Below are 21,168 nucleotides of genomic sequence, written 5' to 3' on the forward strand. Positions count from 1 at the left end.
CGTATCGCGGAGCGCGCCACTCGACGCGTCTTCCTTCCAGCGGCGGGTGGGCACTGGATGCAGGCGTGCTTCGGCCCGGCCATCTCCGCCGACAGCTGGAGCGCGGCGACCGCTTCTCGAGGAGGTGCTGGAGCTGCTGCAATCGGCGGCTTATCCGCCGAGCGCGTCGCGGCTCTGACGGGCTATGTCTGGAGCCGACCGGCTGGCGAGCCGCCGCAGGAAGCGGGCGGCGTGAAGGTGACGCTGGCGGCCTACTGCCTCGCCCATGAGATCGACATGCACTTGGCCCGGCGAGACCGAGCTCGCGCGCATCTGGACGAAGGTCGAAGCCATCCGCGCGAAGCAGCGGCGAAGCGACCGGCAGCGCGCTCCCGATGGCGTGGGCGAACCTAGCCGCCCTTGCCCGCGATGCAATTCCGGAAATGAAATCTATCCGTATCCCGCCGAGCATGGTGCCCTGCGGGCATCAATTGCCGAGTTGGATGCGTGGCTCGATAGCAGCGACGCCCTGGATGAGATCGAAAACCAGCAATCTTTCGGCGAGGTCGATCATACTGGTGGTGCATGAGCTGAAGCGGCTGCAAGCGATCTTCACCGAGGAGATGAAGGACAAGGCGGTCCACTCCGATGACATTGCTGTTGACCGGTTCGCCAGCGCAATGAAAACAAAGCTTGCACAGAAACGCGCAGAAGGGAAAAGGCGGTTGGAAGACAAAACGACTGCCCAGCCTACCGCCTATCCGGCCTCCTGCGCGACCATGTCAGCAAAGGCGACCGGTCGATGTCGCAAATTTCTGCATGATGCTCCACCAACGAGGGGAAAAAATCTCTGTATTCACCGGAAGCCGTGATGACACATACTTCGCCGCAGTCGTTGAGGCTAGAGAAGATGCCAAGGGAAAACTCGGCACACTTCGAGAGGCTATGCGTATTCGCCGAGAGCGGGACGCGGGGGCGGACAAGGCGCTTGCCGATCAGCGCGAAGCCAACCTGCGGGCGCGGCTGGACAAGATCCAGGGGTACGCCAGCGCGATCGAATCCCTCGCGAAGGGAGGAGCCCTTCCCCTCCCCACCCAGCCGGCAGGGGAGGGCTGACGATGGCGCACACTAAAATCATCTCACCATAGAGTTCTCGACCACGTTGTCGCTCAACGAGACCGAGATCCGCGCGCTCGATGCACTCGTGGGATATGGCGACACCGCTTTCCTGAAGGCCTTCAAGGATAAGCTCGGCGAGGCCTATATTCGTGACCACGAAAAGGGCCTCCGCTCCCTCTTCGAGACGATCCGACGCGACGTGCTCCCCCGTCTGCGCGAGATCGAATCAAGCTCGCGATGACCTTCGCGCCGCAGCAACAGGGCGACGGCCTGCCGCCGACGCCGGCACCGCCGCCCTCTCCCCCACAAACACCACGACCGTGAAGGAAGCCTAAGCCATGGCCGGCAGCGTCAACAAGGTCATCCTCATCGGCAATCTCGGCCGCGACCCGGAGGTGCGCTCCTTCCAGAATGGCGGGCGCATCGCCAACCTCTCCATCGCCACGTCCGAAACGTGGAAGGACAAGGCCACGGGCGAGCGCCGCGAGCGCACCGAGTGGCACCGCGTCGTCGTGTTCAACGAGAATTTGGTGGCCGTGGTCGAGCAGTTCCTCAAGAAGGGCTCGAAGGTCTACATCGAAGGCCAGCTCGAAACCCGCAAATATGAGAAGGACGGGCGCGAGACCTATACCACGGAGGTGGTCTTGCGCCCTTCCGCGGCGAGATCCACCTCCTCGACGGCCAGAGCACCCGCCCGCCCGCCGGCACCCCGAAGACTACAACCGCGCCGACCCGCCGCGCGAACGCAGCGGCAGCCAGCCCATGGGGATCGACGATGAAATTCCCTTCTGACTACGAGCGGCGCGGGATGCGTTGATTGTCGCCGGGCTGGCCGTGCTCGGCGTTTTCCTCATCTTCATCATTCTACTGTCGCAGGTTCGCGGCGAGCCCATCGCCCCCGCCGCCATCCATGTCATCGATGGCGACACCATCGCCGTCGGCACGGTGCATTACCGTCTCGTGGGCTTCGACACCCCCGAGGCCGGCGAGCGCGCCCGCTGCCCGGCCGAGCGCATGCTCTCGACCCTCGCCACGCAGCGCCTGCGGCAGATCGTGGCCGGCGGCGGGCTCGACCTTCAGGAAGTGGACTGCCGCTGCCGCCCCGGCACCGCCGGCACGCTGCGCTGCAACCATGGCGCCTCTGCGGCCGGCTCACCGCCAACGGCCAGGACGTGGCGAAACCCTTCTCGCCGAAGGCTACGCCCAGCCCTACGCCTACGACCCGGACGCTCCGCGCCCGCCGGACAGCTGGTGCGGGAGGCCGTGATGGGCACGCCGGCTCGCCCCCTGCCCTCCCGTGACCAGATCGACCGCGTCACGCCCCTGCGCATCGATGTCGCCGCCGCGCTCGCCTTTCCGGACGGGAGCATGAGCGCGAGCGGCCTGCGCCGGGAAGCGGCGCGCGGACGGCTTGCGGTTGAGCGTATCGCGGGGAAGGATTACACCACGCTGCAGGCCATCGAGGAGATGAGGGAAAAATGCCGCGTCCAGCCAAAGGCGCCCGCCTGTGGCTCCGCCCCGCGCGGCGCGACGCGTCCGGCCGGGTCACGCACGCCGCCACATGGATCATCCTCGACGGTGGACGACAGCGTGTCACTGGCCTCGGCGCTGATGCTCGCAAAGAAGCTGAGCGCGCCCTCGCCCACCACATCGCCGCCAAATACGAGGCGCCGCGGCGGGACCGTGATCTCGCTGAAATCCCCGTCACGGACGTCATCCACATCTACCTGAAGGATGTGGTTCCGAATCAATCGCGCCCCAAGCCCGCCGCCGAGCGCTGCACCCGGCTCCTGATGTGGTGGAAAGGGAAGACGCTGGCCGACGTCTCGGCCGCCACCTGCGCCGCCTATGTGGCTGGCCGGGGCAATACGGGTGGGGCCAGGCGCGACCTTGAGGATCTTCGTGCCGCCATCGGGCACCACGCCAAGGAGGGGCTGCACCGCGGCGAGGTGCGCGTCGCTCTGCCGGCGAAGGGCGCGCCCCGCGAGCGCTGGCTGACCCGCGACGAAGCTGCCGCCCTGCTGTGGGCGGGCTGGCGCGCAAGAGAGCAGCAGCGTCGGGGCCGCAAAGGGGACCCCGGCGAGCCCGGCCCACCCGGAGGTGGACAATGCGCCATCTGGCGCGGTTCGTCTTGATCGGGCTCTATACCGGCACGCGCGCCGGCGCCATTGCGTCTGCGAGCTGGTCGGCCTCGGCCGGGCGATCATATGTCGATCTCAAGCAAGGGGTGTTCTATCGGCTCGCCGTGGGCGCGCGGCCGACGAAGAAGCGGCAGCCGCCCGTCCCCATCCCAGCCCGCCTCCTCGCCCACATGCGCCGCTGGTACGAAGTCGCCGCCGAAGACGCGCGCGCGGCGGGAATAGAACCGCCTGTGCCAACCGGCTATCTGGTCGAGTACCATGGCCAGCCGGTGCAGTCGGTGAAGACAGCGTTCCGGAGTGCGGTCGATCTTGCCGGACTCGATGGTCAGATCACGCCACATACCCTGCGACACACGGCGGCCACGTGGCTGATGCAGGCCGGCGTTCCGATGTGGGAGGCGGCCGGATTCCTCGGCATGAGCACGCAGATGGTGGAACGCACCTATGGCCACCATCACCCGGACCACCTCAAGGGCGCTGCCACGGCTCTGGGGAGCAGGCCGGGCACCGCCAACAAAACGCCAACGAAAACCCTGAACGGTAAGGGAACAAGCGGGGTCGGAACGAACCGATGATGCGAGCATTCGCGCCGTCTTGCTGAGAACCACACGCGCTCATAACGGTTAGGTTGGGGGTTCAAGTCCCTCCGGGCCCACCAAATATTTCAATAACTTGCCGGATAGCGTTTTGCGCGCCGTGCAGATCCGCCAATGAATTCGCCAACGAAACATGCTCGGCATCAGCACCTATTGGCGCTCGGACGACCCCGCCGCCCTCTCTTCGGCATCCACCTTTTCGGCCAGTGGCGACCGGCGGAGGACGCGGGCGCCGTGGCGGAGGAGGATGTAGCGGCCTTCGCGCTGCGTGATGGCGACGATGGCGTTGCCGCATGTCGCCATCACATCGACGATGCGCAGGCCTGCGTCATCCCATTCCTCGACCTTGAAGTCGTGCGACACCTTGTTGCCCACGTCAGTCTCCCAAGGCGTGGCGGCGCCGGCGAAAGCCGGAGGAGGCGTCGGCCTTGACCTGCGACATCTCGCGCTCGAGGTAGGCTTGGCCCACCAGAAGCGCGCGGATGGTCGCGCGGGCGTCGCCATCGCAAGCCGCCAAGGCCTCGTCGATCTCGGTCTCGCTCACGTCAAAAGGGGAGTGTTCGGCGGGCGCGGGCTCGCTCGACATGGCCGTCTCCAATGCTGATCTCCCCCATCGTTGCCACGGGAACGAACGAAGAACAAGCCGCTACATATAGGGGCGGTAAAGGCCGGGCAGCGGGCTGGAGCTGCGCGCGCTATTCCCCCATCGCGCCTATGAAGTGGGACGGCAGGCCATCCCCTTCGCTCGGGGCGGGCGGATTGAAGCTCCGCCTTTCTTTTTCGAGCGCTATTTCCGCGCCGCAAGCCGTGTAGCCGGCCTTGTCGATCCAACTATCCAGGTGCGCGGGGGCGTTCTCAAGCCGCGCCGTTTTCATGAGATCCATCATCAGCGCGACGTCAACCTCATCTAGCGCGGGGACGGAGATTGTGGTGTCCCCTCCGAACCCATCACCATAGCGATTCAGGATGTGCGCATTCCACAGCCGCGCAATCCGCCGGAAATTGTCGGCGGGCCGGCCATAGTTGAGCCCCCGGTCCTTGGTGGCCTCCAACGCCAGATTAAGAAGCCCGTGCTTTGTCATCGCGCGCTCTGCATCGCCGCTCATGCCGCCTCTCCTTCCCAGCTCACCCACCCTTCGCCCTCGGCGCGCTCGGGCGGCGCCTCCACCCGCACATTCCAGCGGCTGGTGATGCCGCGGCGGGGGTGGACGAACCACAAGGGCTGCGACGGTTCGGAGGGAATGGTGCGCAGCGCGAGGCGGGCATATTCGTCGAAGCCCTTGAGGGCGTTGGCGACGATGGCGCGGGGCAGCCAGAGTTCCTGGTGCCAGTGGCCGATGACGAGCACGTCGTAATCGCGCCAGCTCGAGGCCGCCTGCCCGCGCGTCTTCACCTCGCCACGCACGATGGGGCCGATGGCGCCGATGATGCCGTCGCCACCCTTCACGCCCAGCATGTCGCCATGCATGGCGAGATAGCGCTGGCCGAAGACGCGGTAGCGCACTTCGTTGGAGTCGCGGATGTCGAAGCGTATCTGCGGCCGGCCGGCGAAGTGGCGGGCCAGCAGCTCGTAAATGAGCCAGTCATGGTTCTTGAAGATGTAGCGCTTGTATTCCGGCTTGAGGGTGTTGCGCCCATGGTTGCCGGCCGCGCAGGGCACATAGACCTGCCCGAAGGCGGAAATCATCCGCTCGAACGCCCACACCAGGATGTCGCGCGCGCGCAGCACCGCCGGCAGCACGCCTTCCTGGTCGGTCTTGGCAAGTTCGGGGTGGAGCCCCCCGCTCACGATGTCGCCGAGGAGGTTGACGACGATGCCGGGATAGCGCCCGGGCCCGTGGCGGGTGCAGATGCTGATGATGTTCTCGACCAGCGTGCGGATCCGCCGCTCGGCGATTTCGAGATTGTAGGCGTTGATGCCGTTGGTCTCGGCGAGGGCCACCACTTCGGCGAGGTGCCAGTCGGACCAGGTGCATACCGGCACCTCGGCGGTGCTCTCGCCCTTGCGCTGCGTGGCGGGTTTCAACAGCCAGTCCGGCGGCTCCGTGGGCGCGCGGGCGAGGCTGCCGATGATCTCGCGCACCGCCTCCTCATCGAGGGCGGCCCGGTGCGCGGCCTTCAGTTCGGTTCGCAGGCGCCGCACCTCGTCCTCGAGCTGCACGATGCGCCGGCTTTCCGGCGACCCGCCGAGGCGGAAGGCCGAGGCTGGAGCGGTGGACGGCGGCGGCTTGGCAGGGGCGTCAGATGCGGCCCCCTCCCCTGCCCGGTCGCGCACGCGGCGGACGGTGGAGCGCTCGACGCCCATCTCGCGGGCGACCTGCGAGATGTTCGGGTTGCGGGCAAGGGCCAGACGAATGCGCTCCGCCTCGGCCTCGCCGAGGTGGGCGCCGACAGGACGCGGCATGAGCAATACCTTTGGTTTGGCGCCGTTCGCCACGGCTGGCGTTCCGCCTGCCTGCTCGGGCGTGGGCCGCAGCGAAATAAAATCAGGGCCGGCCGAAGAGGCGGGCGAGGCCGGCGAGGAGGTCGGCCCAGAACGTCGTCAGCAGGTACCAGAGGCCAGCGGCGAGGCCGGAGGCGGCGAGGCCCATGAGGCCCACCACAGCCCCCACGCGGGAGCGGAACAACTTGGAGGCCGATGCCTCCGTTTCCAGTGCGGTCACGCGGGCGGGCAAGGGCTTGATGACCGGTTCAAGCTGGCCAAGGCGTTCCGCCATGGCGTCCAGCTTGTCCAGCATCAGCCGGCGGTCCTCGCTGGCGACGTGGCGGTCCTCGCGCATGGTCTCGTCCATCCGCGCGAGGTGGGCGCCCTGGGCCTCCTGCGTGGCGGCGAACGCGCCGAGCTGCTGGTAGACCTGCGCGGAAAGGGAAAGCGGACGCGGCGGCATCGATGGCCATCCCCTCAAGGCGAGACGTGGACCACCCGGCGCGTGCCGTCGGGCGCGATGTCGACATAGGAGCCGCGGGAAACGCCGCCGCCCGAGCCGATGAGGCCGTTGCCGGACGTGACGCAGCCGGCGAGGGCAGCGACGAGAACGAGCCGGAGCGCCGCCCTCACAGCGCACCATCGAGGATCAGCGCGAGGCGGGCGGCATCGGCCTCATGCAAGGCGATGAGGCGGAAGAGACAGGCGGACTTGTCCGCCTCCGAACCCTTGAGCTCGTCGATCTTGAGAAAGAGATCGCGCTTGGGGATCGGCCCCGCGCCCTTCGGCTTGCCCACGACCTTGCGGGCACAGGCGCGGATATCTTCCGGCACCTCGGTCAGGGTGATGCGCGGCTTCGGCGCGGGGGCCGTGGCGAAGCAGCCCGCGAGAGGCAGGGCCGCGGCGAACAGGATGAGAATGCGCAGCATCATCGCCCCCACAGGTTCCGGATGGCTTCACTGGTGACGGGGTCGAGGGAATCGGCCGGCAGCGTCGCCGCCACGGCTTCCGCCGCCTCGGCCCGCGCCGTGGCCGCCTGCAGGTTTTCGGCCGCCTTGCGTGCGTCCGCCTGAAGGCCCTCCACCTTGAGCCGCTCCGAGGTGACTTCCTTGACCAGCGCGCGGTTGGCAGCGAGCAGCGCCTGGCGCTCCTGCGCCGCCCGCATGTTGCCGGCGCCGGCCGCCCACGCCGAGGCATAGATGGCGGCGACGGCCGCCACCAGCACCAGCGCGCGATAGGGCAACAGAGGGAAGCGCTGGTAGACGAGCCCGCCGATGCCCACGACGAACAGCAGGCCGGAGGTCGCGAGGGTGAAGCCGGACGGCAGCCACGAGATGAGCGTGGCGAACATCCCGGAAAAGTCGGGGAGCATGGGACCTCCTCACCCCGCGAAGTTGCGGGGCGGTTCGGATGGGCGTTCGGGAGGGTCGGTCGGATCGTCCGGCGCCGCGTAGGGCGTGCCGGAGCGGGTCGCGAAGATGGCGACGATGTCCTGCGCGGAGGCGAAGCCGAGATAGCCCAGCACCACGGTTGCCATCAGCAGGATCCAGCCCCATGCGATGGTCTCGTTGACCCGCGTGTCCGGTGCCGATTCCAGCATCATGAGGCGCCACGCGGCAAAGCCGATGACGCCGATGGCGACGAGGCGGCGGAAGAACCATTGCGGCTCCCCCGCCGCCCGCTTACGCCTCATTGGTGGAGAGGCGGCCATCGGAGCGCAGCAGCGGCAGATCGCCGCCCGGAAGGGGAAGGCCATCGGGCCAGCGATAGCCGAGCACGCGGTCGCGGCCGAAGGGCTTGATGTTCACGGCGTCACCCTGGTTGCCGCCGAGCACCATGAGATTGCCGTCGGCATCCTTGCCCACGACGAAGCCCACATGGCCGGACCAGCCGGACGGCGAGCCGCGCCAGAACACCACGACGCAGCCGGGCACGGGGCGATTGAGAGGGAGTCCCCACTTGAGGTAGGAGCGCGCCGCGGCGGAGCGGGTGGACTTGACGCCCACCTCCTCGAGCACGCCGCCGACGAAGGCGGCGCACCAGGGCGTCTCGTCATCGCGGAAGTCCGCGAAGATCTTCTGCCACCAGCCGAGGATGGTGGCGTTGTGCCGCGTGCCGGGCACCTCGCGCAGGCCGAGAAACGAGCGCGCGTGGGCGATCCACGGAGTGTCCATGGGGCTGTCCTTCAGGTGATGGAAATGAAAAAGCCGCCCGGAGGCGGCACAGATGCGGGGAGGGGGCGCCTCAGATCAGAGGGTCACGCCGTAAGCAGCAAAGAGCGTGGTCATGCGTGCTTGGACCTGGGCCAACTCGACCGCCGTAAGCGCCTTGTCGTAGACCAGCGCACCGAAGATTTCCGGCGCGGAATACTGGTAGCTCGACCCGACATAACCGCCGAGCACGATGTTGTTGGTGCCGGGGAAGCCGGTGAGCGCGACCGGTGTCCCCACGCCCGTCACCGTCGCGAGCCCCGTCCGACCGCGATAAGCCAGTTTCGAGCCAGCCGTCGCCGAGAACGCCCCCGCCACCATTTCGACCTGCGCCCCACGGCCAATTCCGGCGGCCAGGGTTGCACCGGAGCTGGTCGCCATCCCGGTGGCCCAGCACAACGCGGCGGCGGCGGACGTCGAGGCGATGTTCTGCGCCACCGTCACCGAGGCGGGTGAACCCGTGTTGGTCCAGTTTCCGATCGGCGCGTGGGCGATGGCGTCAACCGACTTCGTGAAGGCGACAAGGGTCAGTTCCCCGTTGGCGCCGGCCACGGTTTGGGCGGTGAAAGGCGCCAAAGCCGCGAGCCCGCGCGCAGACGCCTGGAAAGATTTGTCCTTGACCTCCGTGAGCACGGCGCTCGCCGCGGCGCCGGAGCCGCCCCCGCCGGAGAAAGACACCGTGGGGTTGGAATACCCAACGCCGCAATTCGTCACCGAGACGCCGACCACTGCGCCACCGGAAACGACGGCGGTAGCAGCGGCATTGACGCCGCCGCCGGCAATCGAAACGGACGGCGCGGAGGTATACCCGGAGCCTCCATTGGTGACAGACACGTAGGCGACGGCGCCAGGGGCGGCGGGATTGCCGCTCCAGGTGAGGTCTTGCCCGTTGCCGGAATGATCTTCCAGCGGGTTACCGGAATAGATCGTCCCGGTGAGGTATCCGGCATAAAGACTGTCGCGAATATTCGGGAGAAGGCTGTATTTCCCGAGCCCGGTCCCGGAAAAGTCAGCACCCGGAACCTTCAGGATAAGCGCAGGCATCACGGCACCTCGATTTCGAAAATGGGAGCCCACTTGTGGAGGGGCTTGGAGAGCCCGCCCGGATCAAAGACGAGACTGTCGCCCGCGTTGTCGCGGACGTTGCCGCCGCCGATGTGGCCGTCTCCGGCCCAGCCGTAGCGCAGCCGCGCGCCGACCGGCACAGTGGCCGCGGCGGTGATCTGGACCGCCGCCGGGCCGGACAGCGCCACCGACGAGATGGTGAGCGCAGAACCGCTGCCATCCACCAGTGTAAAGCCCTGATTCGCAAAGCCACCGACCGTCGCGTCCAGCACCAGTCGCCGTCCGGCATCCACATCGAACGGAACGATGATGCGGGGGCCCTGCCGCATCGGCGCGAGGGGCGTCAGGGCTTTGGGCTTCTGCCCGTCCCACAGCCAGCGCTTGAGCGTGAGGCCGCAGTAAGCCCCGAACCACGCTGACCCGGCCGCGTCGAAATGCACATCCGAAGTTGCCGAGTAGGGCAGGTGGTAAGTCGGGCTCGCAAGCGCGATATAGTCGTCTCCGCAAGCCTCCAACTGCGCGAGGGCGATGGATGGCGTGGAAACGCCGAGCCGCGGATGCGTTGCCGTCTGGTAGGTGACCAGCGGAAGCGGAGAGGCGAACCCCGTCGCTGCTTGTGCGGACGCCTGCGCATCGAGCCGGAGCTGCCGCAGGGCCGCCAGATAGGCGGACTGCGTGGTGCCGATCTGATAATCACGTTCGCCCTGCAGCCAGAGCATCGCGCTGACCGCGTAGCTTCGCCCGAGGCCGCCGGAGCGGGTCATGCCGTAGGTGATATGGTCTTCGAGGCGCGCAAAATAGGGCGTCCCGTCCGACAACTCCGCCATGGATTTGCCGCCCGCGCCCGGCGCCGAGCCAAGCAGCGCCTGGCCGGCAGCGACGAGATCGACGTCATCCTCATCCCGCAGCAGCTGCGCGATCATGCGGAGACAGCCGCCAAGCGGCGTTTCCGCGAGGCCGCCCGCCGGATCATATGGCACCACCGCCGTCTCGATGAACGGGACGAGGGAGGCATAGACAACGGCAGGATCAGAGCCCCCGTCGTCAGGCCGGGCGCCGCCGATAAACCGATAGGCATAATCCAGCGGGGTCGTGGTGACGGGCTCGATGGTGTTGTGCCCGCGGCTCAGGGACTGCCCATAGCTGATGACGTGCAGCATCTCGGCCAGGGCGCGGATGCCGTTCCACTGGGGGTCGCGAGCCTTGGCCACCGCCCCACGCCCTGCCAGCACGGCCGACCGGATCGCGTTGACGTCGGGGTGATCCATCGTATCGGGCGTGATCCGCACCAGGATGTTGCCGCCGCCGTCGACCACCACGGCCGCATTTTCTCCGACGGACGTCGTGACCACCTCCGCTACGGCCGCCCCCGCCCCGGCCTGTTCCCGGATCGTATTGATGTCCGGATGGTTGATAACCTCGGCGGTCACTTCCACCAGGATATTGTTGTCGTCGTCCTCCACCACAAAGCGATCCACATCCCCCGGCACGCGCGCGGCACGGTCCTGCAGCGCAGCGCGCAGGGAGGATGGCGCGACAAAGCGATCCGAGACGACGCCCGCCACGGCCTCGGCTTCGGATGCGGCACCAACCGCAGAGATTGACCCATCCCGCCGCCACGCTCCTGCTGTGAGGGCATGGGCGCCATAGACGCCAGGGTTGGCCACGCCCGTCACGTCGCTGTCCGGAGATGCGGACGTCCGACCCGTATGGGTGCCGAGATCGACCTCGGAGACCTGGGCTCGTTGCCCGACAAAGGCAGGGGTGATGGCGGCGAGCGCGGCCCATGATCCGGCCGAGACCGTCGTCGCTGCGATGGCGGCGGCGGCGGCAAAAGCTTCGGCTTCCGCCGCCGCATCTTCCGCGCTCGCAACGGCAGCCAGCGCCGCCGGCGTCACGTCGCCGGTCTCGCCCTTGTCGCCCTTGTCACCGGTCGCACCCGTGGCGCCGGGCTGCCCCGGCACCAGAACCTCGATGACCTCGATATCAGGCATCACGGCATCCATTGGTAGACGTCCACCGGGCCGTGGACGATGGGATAAGGCGTGGCCGCGACGACGCGGGCGAGCTGGTATTGCACCGCGCTGCCCCCGGACGGGAACGGCGCGGATTGCTCGGGCGAGAGCTCGAGGGTGACGAGGCCCTGGGCTTCGTCGACATCGACCTCGTCCGCCGCGGAGGACAGCGTCAGCGCGCCGCCGTCGGCCCATGCGAAGGTGAACACCATGTCCGAGCCCGCGAGGTCCACCGGCTCGCCGTCCGACGAACGCAGCCGGAACGACACCTGCAAAGGCGACCCCTTCCACAGCGTCAGGCGGCGGAAGCCCGGGAGCCCGGGCGCCGGCGGCACGACGGGATCGAGATTGGCCTTGAGCCGGCTCGCGGCAGAGGGGAGCGAAAAGCTGTCCCGGACGGACCCGAGGCGGGGAACCATGCGCGCCTCCCTCAGCCGTTCGCCGGCCAGTCGGCCGCGTCGATCTGCTCGAAATTGACGATCTCGCCCGCCGTGATGGCCTCCTGCACCGCCTTGAGCGCGGTGAAGCAGGCCTGCACGTGACGGCCGACGGCGACGCCGATGGCCTGCATGGTGGCGGCGTCCAGGCTCACCCACACCCCGGGCTGCGCCTCCCAGTCGATGGCGCCGATGGTCTGGTCGGCCGTGAGCAGGATCACCGCGCCGGAAATCTTGGCCTGGCTCTTCTCGTCGGTGCGCACCGAGGTGCCGGCGACGGTGATGCCGCCGGTCTCGATCCGCCAGCGCAGGTCGGCGGCATAGGCCATGAGGTCGGCCTCACTCGGCGGCGGCGCTGCGGGCGGCACGAAGGCCGAGCCCGTCCAGGTGTCGCCGACGTTCGCCGTGTCGCTCTCGACGCCGACGGCACCGGGGAAAAGCTGCGGCCAGTCCGCCCCGGCGAGGATGATGCGGGCGACGGTGCCGTTCTCGATGAGTGCGATGCGCATGGTCGCTCCGGTCAGAATTCGAAGATGAAGGCGAAGCCGCCGCCGCCGGCACCACCCGCGGCATTGCCGTCCGCGCCGCCGCCGCCGCCACCACGATGGCCGGCGCCGCCGGTACTCTTGGAGTTGGAGCCGTTACCCGCCGTGCCGCCGCCGCCGAGCGCGCCCGGCCCGCCGGTTCCACCGGTGCCGGCCTGGGAGGACCCGCCGCCGGAACCATTGATCCCGAAGCCGCCGGATCCGCCGGACCCACCGACGGCCGTGGTGACGGAGCCCGAATTGTTGCGCCCGCCGCCCTTGCCGGGATTGGCCACCAGGAGCGTGCCGATGGAGGTCGGCCCGCCGCCATCGCCGCCGTTGGCGTTGACCGCGGCGGCGCCGCCGGCGCCGATGGTGACGGTCTCCGACGTGGTGGCGCTCACATCGAACAGGCCGAGCCGGCACTCGCCGGCACCGCCGCCTTCGCCCGCGGCATTGGGCGAAAAGCCCGAGGCGCCGCCCCCCGCCCCGCCGGGCCCGTGCGCCAGCATGAAGGCCCAGCGGTTGCCCGCCTCCTTCGTCCATGTGCCGGACGTGGTGATGGCGGAGAATTTCGGCGACGACGACGCGCCGCCCGAGACCACCTGGAAATCATTGCCGTCATAGGTGACGAGCACGTAGCGGCCGGGCCCGAAGGTGCCCGCCGGAACATCCCCATCCTGATAGAGAAGATCCTTGGTGGCGAGGCCGTCCACCGTCACCGTCATGGCGCCGCCGGTGTTCTCGTGGGCCGAGGTGACGATGAAGGTGATCTGCCCGAAGGCGGTGAAAGGCGGTGCGAAGGCGACCACCAGATCGTCGGCGGTGCCGGAGGAAATTGCCATGCGGACCATACCGGCACGAATGGCGTCGCGCAGGAAATTGTCCGGGGTGATCCCCTCGGAAATGCCCATGCCGCGCACAGCCATGCGCAGCATGGCCGTGACGCCGTTGAACCAGCTGGCGGGCAGATCGGTGCCGTCGGCCGCCTCGGCGGAGGTGCAATCCTTGAACCACGAATCGTCGGGGCCGAAGACCCGGCTATCGGTGGGGCGGACCGTCACCGCGCCGGCGGTGGCGGTGGATGGGCCGATGATATCGGTCATTCAGGCGACCTCATAGGTGACATTGAGATGCGCGTGCACGACGCGCTCGAGGAGGCAGATGGCGGGCGCGACGTTCGGCCCGCAGGAGAGGCGCTGTCCCGCCTTGAGGCAGCCGGCCTGCGACCGGGGTGCCGTGGGCGCTTGGTAAGCCGGGCTCTCGTCGAGATGGATGATGATCCGGAGCTGTGCCGGTCCGGGGCGGCGGCCGGCCACGGCTGTTCCCGCCTTGCCGCAACCGGCCATGGCGCCGCAGGCCTCGGAGCCCTCATTGCATGTGACGGACCACCCGGCGCGGGCGGCGACGGCGGCGTAATAGTCGCAGCGGGTGCCGCCGATGGCAGCGACCTTGGTGCAGAGATCCGGAAACGGGTCGCAGGCGTCCGGCAGCCCGTATTCATAGAGCCAGCCGTCGCGGGTCTCATTGGCCGTGGAGCAGAAGAATTCCTCGCTCGCGGCGCAGATGCGGGCATTGATGAACTGGAACAGATGGGCCAGCGCGCGCCAGAAGCGCCACAGCGTGGTGCCCGCGCGCTGCGCCGCATTCCATGCCCGGCCGCGCGGCAGCAGATCGCGCAGCGCGCCGTGGCATTCATCCAGCGTCGGGCAGATGTCGGCCCCACGCCCGGGGCCGCAAGCCAGCGGTTGCTCAGACAAAGTTCAGATCTCCGAGCACGGGAATCTCGCCGGGGTCGAAAGCCAGGTCGGAAGTCGGCGCCGCCAGCACGTGGCGGGCCTCGTCGGCGGCCTCGGAGACCGCCTGAGAAACCCATGAGCGCGAGAGCGTGAAGGGGCTGGCGAGGTAGGGCATGGCCGAATGGGTCGAATCCGTGCCGCTGACGATGGCGCGGCGCAGCAGCATCTCCTTCAGCTCGGCGCGGATGGCCTCGCGCACCGCCGTGGTATCGGGCGAGAGGCCGGAGACGGTGACATCCACCGGCACCGCCACGGGCGCGGCAACGGTGAGGCCGGCGCTGGCCGGAATGACCGTCTCCAGATGCGCGCGCACCCGCGCGATCTCGCCCGAGGGGGGAATGCCGTCGGCGTAAAGGTCATCCATGAGGAAGAAGACGCGCACGGTGCCCGCGCCGGCATGGAGACGCTCGACGAAGACGCGGGTGACGCCCGACACCTCCATGGCCCAGCCCACATAATCCGCCGGCGCGCCGCCATGGGGCGGGTTTCGCTTGCGGAACAGGATGCGGGCCCTGAGGCTTTCGTCGCCCTCCACATCGCTGCCGCCGGTGATGCCGCCCGCCGCGACGGCGAGGGTGCCGGCGCCGGTGAAGCCGGACACTGCAGCGAGCGGGGTGCCGCTCACGGCATTGGCCGCGGCACCATCCGACACCGCGACGACCGACACGTCGAAGGTTCCGGCCGAGCCGATGGCGGCGCCCGAGAGCGCCCGATATTCCTGCCCCGATGCGGAAGAGAAGCGCGCGCCGCCGGAGACGGCGCTCGCCGCCGTCGCGGTGACGGTGACGGTGCCCGAGGCTGGCGCCGCCGGACGGCGGGACAGGCCCAGCTCATAGGCATGACGGTCGAGATAGGTCTCTTCCGCCGTCGAGGCGAACATCTGGCGCATGCGCCAGTCGAGCCGGCCGAACAGTTCGAAGATGCCGCCCGCCACCACCTTCGCGGTCGGGGAGATGTTGTTGGGCCAGATCCACGCGTCGGATCCCGGCAGTTCGGCGCGGAAGGCGCCCCGCATCCGGTCGATGAGCGCGGCGAGCGTGGGGGTCTGCCATGCCATCAGATGTTTCCGATATTGCGCCAGTACACGGCGAATTTCTGGGAATAGACGTTGGCGCCGTCGCGTCCGTAGAGGTCGACGGTAAGGTCGAGGCGGCCGGCGATGGCGTAGAAATCGGCTGATACATCCACCCGCGCGCAGGCCTGCTGGGCGATGAGCGGCGCCAGCGCCTCGGTGGCGTAGAGCTTCGCCAGCTCGGCGGTGCGCTCGGTAAGCGGCGCGCGCTCCAGCAGCCAGAGATGGGAGCCCAGCGCCGCCTCGCCCTCCTCGCTGCGCACATCGATGCCATCGCCCCACCAGCCGCGCGGGTCGCCATCATCGAGGCGCGGCGGGAAGCCGGCCGGGCCGGGGCTGCCGTCCTCGAGTTCCTGCGGCGCGCGCTTGTCGGTGAACAGGCAGAGCACCACCGCCGTCGCCAGCGGCGCCGTGGCGGAGAGGCCGCCCCTGTTGAGGCGTTCGGACGGACCGGCGAGCGCCCAATCGGCCTCCCCGGCCTCGGCATCCCAGAGGGCATCCCACAGGAGGAGCGGCTGCTCGGCGCAGCCCTCATTGACGCGGATATAGATTTGCATTGTTTGACCCCGGGTTTTTTCGTGCCCGCGCAGCGCACCGCCGCCGGCCAACCCGTTGCGCCGCGCGGGTCGCCCTTCGGGCGGTGGGCGCGGGGCTCTAAACCTTCGCGTAGACCTTGGACGAGGGGCCGGCCTCGGTGACGACCTTGGCGCCGCCTTCCTCGCCAAGGTCCACGCGCGGGGCCTTGAGGACGATATTGGTGTCGGCCTCCACCATCAGGGTGGCCCCGACGATGCGGACGACGCCGCCGATGAGGGAGACCAGTTCGCCGTTGATTCCGTAGAGCGCCTGCGCGCCGCCCGGCAGGTTTCGTGGACGATGGTCGCGGTGCTCCGCGCCGATCATGATGACGCGGTCGGATCGCCCGCCGAGGGCGAGGAGCAGCGCCTCGGAGCCCTTGGGCGGCACCGAGGAAAAGCCGTGCGGCTGGGCCCGATAGACCTCCGTGAAGGTCTCGCCCTTGAGCCCGCGCATCTTCACCAGCTGCTGCGAGCCGGAATCGTCGACCTCTTCCACGGTCGCCCGGCGCAGCATGGCGCGGATGTTGTCGGAGCTGGCGGGGTCATAAGTCATTTTGCGTTCCCGTTCATGCGGTGTGCCGCCCGAACCCGGATGTTTCCGGGTTCGGCTTGCGAACAGACCTCGCAACCCACCCCGCATGAACGGGGCCGCCTTGCGGCGGGGCTCAATCCCCTGTGCTCCAGGCCTTGCCGGACTTGTTGCCCTTGCCGGCCTTGTTGCCGTAGGCGCGCGGATCGACGACGCCCACCTCGGCGATGGAGCCGCCGTCGTCCTGGCGAAAGCTCACCTTCTCCACCAGCATGTCCTGCTGGATCGAGAGGCTTGGGCTTTCCACATAGACGAGGCGGCCCGGCTCCCACACCGTCCCGCCCTGATCGCGGAAGCCCTGCGTGTGGACCGTGGCGCGCAAGGCGGCGCCGGCGGCGCGGTCCTTCCGGTTCTTCGCCCGGGTCTCCGCGCGTTCGTCGTCGGTGTCTTCCTCCACCACCACGATCACGGGGCGATGGCGCTTCACCACGCTGTCGCGGGCGATGCGCTCGATCTCCATGGCGGAGGCGCCATGGCCGTCCGGCCGTTGGCCGCGGACGCGATATTCGCTGTGCCGGTTGGACCAGTTGTGGTCGGCTTCGGCCTCGAGGAGGTTCTGCCCCTCGATCAGCCCGCCGGCATGCCGCTTCCGTCCGCCCTTGGTGATGGCGATGGAGCCGTCCGCCTGCCCGCAGAGCGTGAGCCCCTGCGAGCGGCAATAGCGCTCCACCGCGCGAAAGGCCGTCTCGCCGGGAGTGATGCGCATCACCCTGATCTTCTTCAGCGCCTCCGACACGTCGAGCTTGATGCCGACGCCGTATTTGTCCAGCGCCTTGGCGAGATCCTCGACGGTCTTGTCGCGCAGCTCCCCCGTGTCGTGCTCGGCGGACGAATCGATGAAGTCCGCGCCCTTGGAGCGTCCGGCGACGATGGCGGTGCGCGCCGTGGCGGAGACGCGGGGCTTGTAGCTGTCCACGTAGCCGACGAGGGCAGTGGTGCCGTTGAAGGCGATCGTCACCTGCGCCCCGGCCGAGAAGGTCCAGGCGGTGACGCCGGGCCCGCCCTCGTGGGCGCATTCGATCTCGAAGGTCCGCGCCGCCTCGTTCAGCGCCGCCGAAAGCTCGAACCGCTCGAAGGAGGTATAGCGCCGCCCTCCGACGGCGACGGTGACAATCTCCTCACCCATGGCCTGCTGCTATTCCGCCTTGGTGAAGTCGAGATAGTATTTCTCGCCCGGCAGGAATTTCCCGAGCAGGTTCGGATTGGCCACGGTCAGGGACAGCGAACCCATGGGCGAGAACTTGGCATAAGTGTTGTCTTCGTCGCTGCCGTCGGGCGGGTAGGACGTGCTTTTCGAGACCGCGCGGAAATGGAGAATTTCCACATTCTCAAGTTTTTCGACCCGCTCAATGACCATCTTGGCGCGCATGTCGGACATTTCTACTCTCCTCAATTTTACCATGTCAGTCACGAAACCAGCGCTTCGAACGTCCGCGGCACGAAGCTCGGATGCGGCAGGCGGTTGCGAGCGGTGATCTCGTCGGCCCGTGCCGGGTCGCCATAGAGGCGCCAGGCCCACCAGAGCGACGGCATGGCGCGGGGCGCCTCCACCTGCGCCACCGGAGCGAGGTCGGTGATGAGGCGCGTGAGATAGGCGCAGACGAGGCCGCGCAGTTCGGATAGGGCGACGAAGAGTTCGGCGTCCGGCCCGCCGACGCAGCGGGCCATTTCCGCCCCGAAGCGTTCGGCGGCCTCGGCGCGGGCGGCTATGCCCGACGGACGGTCGGCGAAGGTGGCGGCCATCAATGCCTCGGCATAGGCGGCGAGCACGGCGAGGCGCATGGCCCGGGCCGCCTCCCCTGCCGCGGCGAAGGCCGCCCGCGAGGTGGCGCTGCGGAACACCGGCGCCTCCGCGACGCCGAAGTCCACCAGGTCGGCGAAAGCCGCGCGGGCGTCCGTGGCATCCATGCCGGCGGCGAGGCCGGAGGCGATGTCGTAGAGCCGGGTCGCGGCGCTGCCGTCGGCACCGCCGGCCCGGCTCACCAGCGCGGCGGCATCATCCGCGAGCGCGGCGATGGCATCGCGCGCCGTGGCGGAGGCGGAAGCCTCCACCGGATAGGTGGTGCGCATGGCCTCCAGCGCGGAGGCCGCCTCCACCAACGTGGACGAGGCGGCGATGGCGACCCGTTCGGGCCGTCCGGCGACATCCATCCGCGCGAAGGCCGACGCGGCAACGCCGGAGAGGCCGGAGGCGGCGGCGAGCACCTGCGACGCGGCCATACCCACCGAGGCGAGGGCGAAGCCGAAGCCCTCGCGCACGAATTCGATGCGGAAGGCGATGAAGCCGTGGGCATCCTTGTCGCGCGAGCGGGAGCCGTTGAGGGCGCGGACGTTGAGCGGGCCATGGGTCGGCAGCACCAGCACGCCGGCACCGCTGCGGGCGATGGCGGCCGACAGGGCCGCCGCCTGCGAATCCGCCGTGTCGGAGGCGAGATAGGCCTCCACCGTGAAGTGGCGCGCGGCCTCGCCGAGATCCTCAATAAAGGGCTGGTCGCGGTTCGGGAACTCATGGACGACGAGGCGGCGGCCCGGCATCTCCTCGTCATGCTGCACATAGAAGGGCACGCCCCGGAAGGAGGCCGGCCACAGCGTCTTGAGCCAGTCGCGGCAGGGCATGGAGGTTCCTTCACTTTACGCGAGGGGCACGCGCCCGAGCAGGCAGGCGGCACGCCTGCCATGGCGAACGGCGCCACGAACTAAGGCCCGGACGAGGCTCCAGAGGACGGCTCGGCCTCCTGCATGGAGCGGCCGACGGAGGGGCCGCTCTGGATCTTCATGGCTCCCTTCGCCTCCTTGAGGGTGGCGATGAGGTAATTGGAGGGGTCCACCGTGACGGTGACCTTTACCTCGGCGGTCCCGGTGACGGGCACCGGGTCCTGCACCACAGCGGTGATGGGGCCGCGATCCACGGGGGTCGGGAACGGGACGCTGCGGTCGACCGGCACCGGGAAAGGCGGCTGATAGGCATCGCGGGCGGCCTGCCAGTCCCCCATGTCGGCGGGCCGACGCACGCCCACGGTGTCGCGGACAGCCATGCGGTCGCCCTGGTCGGCGGGCTTGTGGCCGCCAGCATGGATCTGCGCGGCAACCTCGGCCGCAGCGAGCTGGGCCTGCAACTGCTTGATCTGCTCCTGGATGAACAAGGCGCCGACCGGGTTGCCCTTCAAGGTCTCCTGCTTCTTGGCGATCTGAGTGCGCAGGTCGTCGGCACGCACCTTGGCGGGGTTTTCCGCCTCGGCCTTGTTGCGGTCGATGCGCTTCTTCAGTTCGTCGTTGCTCTCGCCACCGATGCCCGTGGTCTTCTGCAAATCGGCCAGACTGAAGCCCAGATTGCGCTTCATCCAGCCGTCGACCGCCTCGACATGCTGCTTGAAGAGCTGCACTTCGAGGTCCGCGCGTTCCAGGAACTGCGTCACCGCCGGCAAGGCCTGCTCTCCCAGCGCGAGCGAGGCGTTGTTGAATTGCGTCTGCGCCTTCGTGAGGGCCGCCTGCGAATCCTTGAGGATGCGAGCCAGATCGGTCGCGACAGCGCCCGTGCCGTTGCGGATTTCCTTCAGGTAGCTCTGATAGGTGTCGTAATTCTTGAGCATCGACACAATGAAACGGCGGCTGTCGGACTCCGAAAAGATGGAGGACAGGAGCAGGTTCTTCTCAAGGTCCGTGCCCTTGGTCTTGTCCCTGAGATACTCGATCACCGCGTCGAAGCTGTTCTTGCCCTGCTTCTCGGCGGCAAGCATGATCTTCGCGAAGTCGTGGCCTTCCTTCTTGGCGGCCTTGAGCACGGTCGGCGAGAGCAGCTTCTCGAAGGCGTCGCTCACGCCCGTGGCCGCCTGCTCGGACGTTCCGGCCACCTGGCGGGAGACCTGCAACATGGCGGTCAGGCGCTGGACGCCATCGACCCCGACCAAGCCGAGCTTCTGCACCGAGGCCGCCACCTTCGGCAGGAACTCGGCCATGTCCTTCAACTCGAACTGGCCGAGCTTGCCGCCGGTGACAAGGGCATCGAACGCCGTCTGCATCTGCCCGACCGGCACCTTGAGCGACACGGCCATGGCATTGGCGGACTTGGCCATGTCCTCGGTCGCCGCGCCGGAGGCCTGCGCCGTCGCCAGCACCGACGGAAGAAAGGCCATGGCCTCTTCCATGGTCTTGCCGGTGGAGACGATGGCATCGAGGCCGGACACCGCCTGATCGAGCGGCATCTTCATGTCCTCGGCCATCTGCTTGATCTGGCCTGTCGCGCGCGCCGTCTCGCCTTCCGTGGCGCCGGCGGTGATGCCGATGCGGTTCATCTGCCGATCAAGGGCGGCGTAATCGACCACGGCATCCTTGATCTTGCCGCCGATGGCGGCGCCGCCCATGGCCGCGAGCCCGCCAGCGGCGACGGCGAGGCCGGTGCCCCAGCCGGCCGCCGCGCGCGCGCCGCGCTCCAGCAGCGGGGCGGCACGGGACTGCATGGCGGAGGCGCGCTCCAGCCCGCGGATCTTGGCCGCCACCTGCCGGAACACGCCGCCGGTGCGGTCCTGGGCGGAGATGACCGCCCGGGCTTCCATGACGCGCGCCATTGGCTTACCTCGTGTTCCGCAGTTTCAGCCAGCGCACCCAGCGGTCGCCGAACG

General features: G+C 68.5%; 29 protein-coding genes and 2 pseudogenes. 7 read left to right on the plus strand and 24 right to left on the minus strand.

Annotated elements, in window-relative coordinates:
* The 5 genes and pseudogenes from A37E_RS27290 to ssb form a co-directional block, all read left to right on the plus strand.
* A pseudogene (locus A37E_RS27290) lies at positions 1–393 on the plus strand (hypothetical protein); the annotation flags it as partial.
* A complete protein-coding gene (locus tag A37E_RS26710) occupies positions 375–851 on the plus strand; it encodes a hypothetical protein (RefSeq protein ID WP_156026191.1) in 477 nt (158 codons plus the stop codon). The pseudogene A37E_RS27290 and the gene A37E_RS26710, both read left to right, overlap by 19 nt.
* Positions 852–924: 73 nt before the next feature.
* Positions 925–1,095: a hypothetical protein gene (locus A37E_RS26715; protein WP_156026192.1), complete on the plus strand. Its 171-nt coding sequence runs from the start codon at positions 925–927 to the stop codon at positions 1,093–1,095.
* Positions 1,096–1,141: 46 nt separating this feature from the next.
* The gene (locus A37E_RS0100020) at positions 1,142–1,339 is read left to right on the plus strand and encodes a hypothetical protein (RefSeq protein WP_156026193.1); all 198 of its coding nucleotides are present in this window, start codon (positions 1,142–1,144) and stop codon (positions 1,337–1,339) included.
* A 97-nt stretch (positions 1,340–1,436) separates the two neighbouring features.
* Positions 1,437–1,783: pseudogene (gene ssb, locus A37E_RS27300) on the plus strand (single-stranded DNA-binding protein); the annotation flags it as partial.
* A gap of 179 nt (positions 1,784–1,962) precedes the next feature.
* Here the strand turns inward: ssb and A37E_RS27135 are convergent.
* Positions 1,963–2,232 carry a hypothetical protein gene (locus A37E_RS27135; RefSeq protein WP_051678656.1) on the minus strand — a complete coding sequence of 90 codons (270 nt, stop codon included), beginning with the start codon at positions 2,230–2,232 and terminating at the stop codon, positions 1,963–1,965.
* 344 nt (positions 2,233–2,576) lie between these two features.
* On the opposite strand from A37E_RS27135, the gene A37E_RS27305 reads away from it, so the two are divergent.
* Entirely contained in the window at positions 2,577–3,233 is a 657-nt protein-coding gene (locus tag A37E_RS27305; protein ID WP_245279235.1) for a hypothetical protein, read from the plus strand.
* A complete protein-coding gene (locus A37E_RS27310; protein ID WP_245279236.1) occupies positions 3,206–3,814 on the plus strand; it encodes a tyrosine-type recombinase/integrase in 609 nt (202 codons plus the stop codon). The genes A37E_RS27305 and A37E_RS27310 overlap by 28 nt, the downstream gene beginning before the upstream one ends.
* 171 nt (positions 3,815–3,985) lie before the next feature.
* On the opposite strand, the gene A37E_RS0100040 is transcribed toward A37E_RS27310, so the two are convergent.
* The 23 genes from A37E_RS0100040 to A37E_RS0100150 all read right to left on the minus strand — a co-directional run bounded on the left by A37E_RS0100040 (position 3,986) and on the right by A37E_RS0100150 (position 21,114).
* The gene (locus A37E_RS0100040; RefSeq protein ID WP_029554746.1) at positions 3,986–4,210 is read right to left on the minus strand and encodes a hypothetical protein; all 225 of its coding nucleotides are present in this window, start codon (positions 4,208–4,210) and stop codon (positions 3,986–3,988) included.
* Position 4,211: 1 nt separating this feature from the next.
* On the minus strand, positions 4,212–4,421 hold the full coding sequence (locus tag A37E_RS0100045; RefSeq protein WP_038193684.1) for a hypothetical protein: 210 nt from the start codon (positions 4,419–4,421) through the stop codon (positions 4,212–4,214).
* A 109-nt stretch (positions 4,422–4,530) separates the two neighbouring features.
* The gene (locus tag A37E_RS24995; protein WP_038192312.1) at positions 4,531–4,941 is read right to left on the minus strand and encodes a DUF6378 domain-containing protein; all 411 of its coding nucleotides are present in this window, start codon (positions 4,939–4,941) and stop codon (positions 4,531–4,533) included.
* Complete coding sequence (locus tag A37E_RS0100055) at positions 4,938–6,239, minus strand: hypothetical protein (RefSeq protein WP_029554748.1); 1,302 nt, start codon at positions 6,237–6,239, stop codon at positions 4,938–4,940. The genes A37E_RS24995 and A37E_RS0100055 overlap by 4 nt, the downstream gene beginning before the upstream one ends.
* Positions 6,240–6,321: 82 nt before the next feature.
* Positions 6,322–6,723: a hypothetical protein gene (locus tag A37E_RS0100060; RefSeq protein WP_029554749.1), complete on the minus strand. Its 402-nt coding sequence runs from the start codon at positions 6,721–6,723 to the stop codon at positions 6,322–6,324.
* 14 nt (positions 6,724–6,737) lie between these two features.
* Entirely contained in the window at positions 6,738–6,893 is a 156-nt protein-coding gene (locus A37E_RS26720; RefSeq protein WP_156026194.1) for a hypothetical protein, read from the minus strand.
* Positions 6,890–7,192: a hypothetical protein gene (locus A37E_RS0100070; RefSeq protein ID WP_029554750.1), complete on the minus strand. Its 303-nt coding sequence runs from the start codon at positions 7,190–7,192 to the stop codon at positions 6,890–6,892. The genes A37E_RS26720 and A37E_RS0100070 overlap by 4 nt, the downstream gene beginning before the upstream one ends.
* Positions 7,189–7,632: a hypothetical protein gene (locus A37E_RS0100075; RefSeq protein WP_029554751.1), complete on the minus strand. Its 444-nt coding sequence runs from the start codon at positions 7,630–7,632 to the stop codon at positions 7,189–7,191. The genes A37E_RS0100070 and A37E_RS0100075 overlap by 4 nt, the downstream gene beginning before the upstream one ends.
* A 9-nt stretch (positions 7,633–7,641) precedes the next feature.
* Entirely contained in the window at positions 7,642–7,953 is a 312-nt protein-coding gene (locus A37E_RS0100080) for a hypothetical protein (RefSeq protein WP_051678657.1), read from the minus strand.
* Positions 7,943–8,434 carry a TIGR02594 family protein gene (locus A37E_RS0100085; protein ID WP_029554753.1) on the minus strand — a complete coding sequence of 164 codons (492 nt, stop codon included), beginning with the start codon at positions 8,432–8,434 and terminating at the stop codon, positions 7,943–7,945. Before A37E_RS0100085 ends, A37E_RS0100080 begins: the two co-directional genes overlap by 11 nt.
* Positions 8,435–8,509: 75 nt before the next feature.
* Complete coding sequence (locus A37E_RS25690) at positions 8,510–9,514, minus strand: hypothetical protein (protein ID WP_029554754.1); 1,005 nt, start codon at positions 9,512–9,514, stop codon at positions 8,510–8,512.
* Positions 9,514–11,529, minus strand: coding sequence for a hypothetical protein (locus A37E_RS0100095; RefSeq protein WP_156026196.1), 2,016 nt, complete (start codon positions 11,527–11,529; stop codon positions 9,514–9,516). The genes A37E_RS25690 and A37E_RS0100095 overlap by 1 nt, the downstream gene beginning before the upstream one ends.
* A complete protein-coding gene (locus A37E_RS0100100; protein WP_029554756.1) occupies positions 11,529–11,969 on the minus strand; it encodes a hypothetical protein in 441 nt (146 codons plus the stop codon). The genes A37E_RS0100095 and A37E_RS0100100 overlap by 1 nt, the downstream gene beginning before the upstream one ends.
* Positions 11,970–11,980: 11 nt before the next feature.
* Complete coding sequence (locus A37E_RS0100105; RefSeq protein ID WP_051678658.1) at positions 11,981–12,496, minus strand: DUF4376 domain-containing protein; 516 nt, start codon at positions 12,494–12,496, stop codon at positions 11,981–11,983.
* Between the two features lie 11 nt (positions 12,497–12,507).
* The gene (locus tag A37E_RS27580; RefSeq protein WP_029554758.1) at positions 12,508–13,617 is read right to left on the minus strand and encodes a hypothetical protein; all 1,110 of its coding nucleotides are present in this window, start codon (positions 13,615–13,617) and stop codon (positions 12,508–12,510) included.
* Positions 13,618–14,271, minus strand: a complete 654-nt coding sequence (locus A37E_RS0100115; protein ID WP_029554759.1) for a hypothetical protein — start codon at positions 14,269–14,271, stop codon at positions 13,618–13,620. It lies immediately after the preceding gene.
* Positions 14,264–15,367, minus strand: a complete 1,104-nt coding sequence (locus A37E_RS0100120; RefSeq protein WP_051678659.1) for a baseplate J/gp47 family protein — start codon at positions 15,365–15,367, stop codon at positions 14,264–14,266. The genes A37E_RS0100115 and A37E_RS0100120 overlap by 8 nt, the downstream gene beginning before the upstream one ends.
* Positions 15,367–15,939: a phage GP46 family protein gene (locus A37E_RS25700; RefSeq protein ID WP_051678660.1), complete on the minus strand. Its 573-nt coding sequence runs from the start codon at positions 15,937–15,939 to the stop codon at positions 15,367–15,369. Before A37E_RS25700 ends, A37E_RS0100120 begins: the two co-directional genes overlap by 1 nt.
* Positions 15,940–16,036: 97 nt before the next feature.
* Positions 16,037–16,513 carry a phage baseplate assembly protein V gene (locus tag A37E_RS25705; RefSeq protein WP_051678661.1) on the minus strand — a complete coding sequence of 159 codons (477 nt, stop codon included), beginning with the start codon at positions 16,511–16,513 and terminating at the stop codon, positions 16,037–16,039.
* Positions 16,514–16,625: 112 nt separating this feature from the next.
* A complete protein-coding gene (locus A37E_RS0100135) occupies positions 16,626–17,675 on the minus strand; it encodes a phage baseplate assembly protein (protein ID WP_029554763.1) in 1,050 nt (349 codons plus the stop codon).
* A 9-nt stretch (positions 17,676–17,684) separates the two neighbouring features.
* Positions 17,685–17,927, minus strand: coding sequence for a hypothetical protein (locus A37E_RS0100140; RefSeq protein ID WP_029554764.1), 243 nt, complete (start codon positions 17,925–17,927; stop codon positions 17,685–17,687).
* Positions 17,928–17,956: 29 nt separating this feature from the next.
* Positions 17,957–19,165 (minus strand): DNA circularization N-terminal domain-containing protein, encoded by a 1,209-nt coding sequence (locus A37E_RS0100145; protein WP_029554765.1) that lies wholly within the window; start codon positions 19,163–19,165, stop codon positions 17,957–17,959.
* An 80-nt stretch (positions 19,166–19,245) separates the two neighbouring features.
* Positions 19,246–21,114, minus strand: coding sequence for a phage tail tape measure protein (locus tag A37E_RS0100150; RefSeq protein WP_029554766.1), 1,869 nt, complete (start codon positions 21,112–21,114; stop codon positions 19,246–19,248).
* Between the last annotated feature and the right edge of the window lie 54 nt (positions 21,115–21,168).

Source organism: Xanthobacter sp. 91 (genome assembly GCF_000702385.1).
Lineage (GTDB): Bacteria > Pseudomonadota > Alphaproteobacteria > Rhizobiales > Xanthobacteraceae > Xanthobacter > Xanthobacter aminoxidans.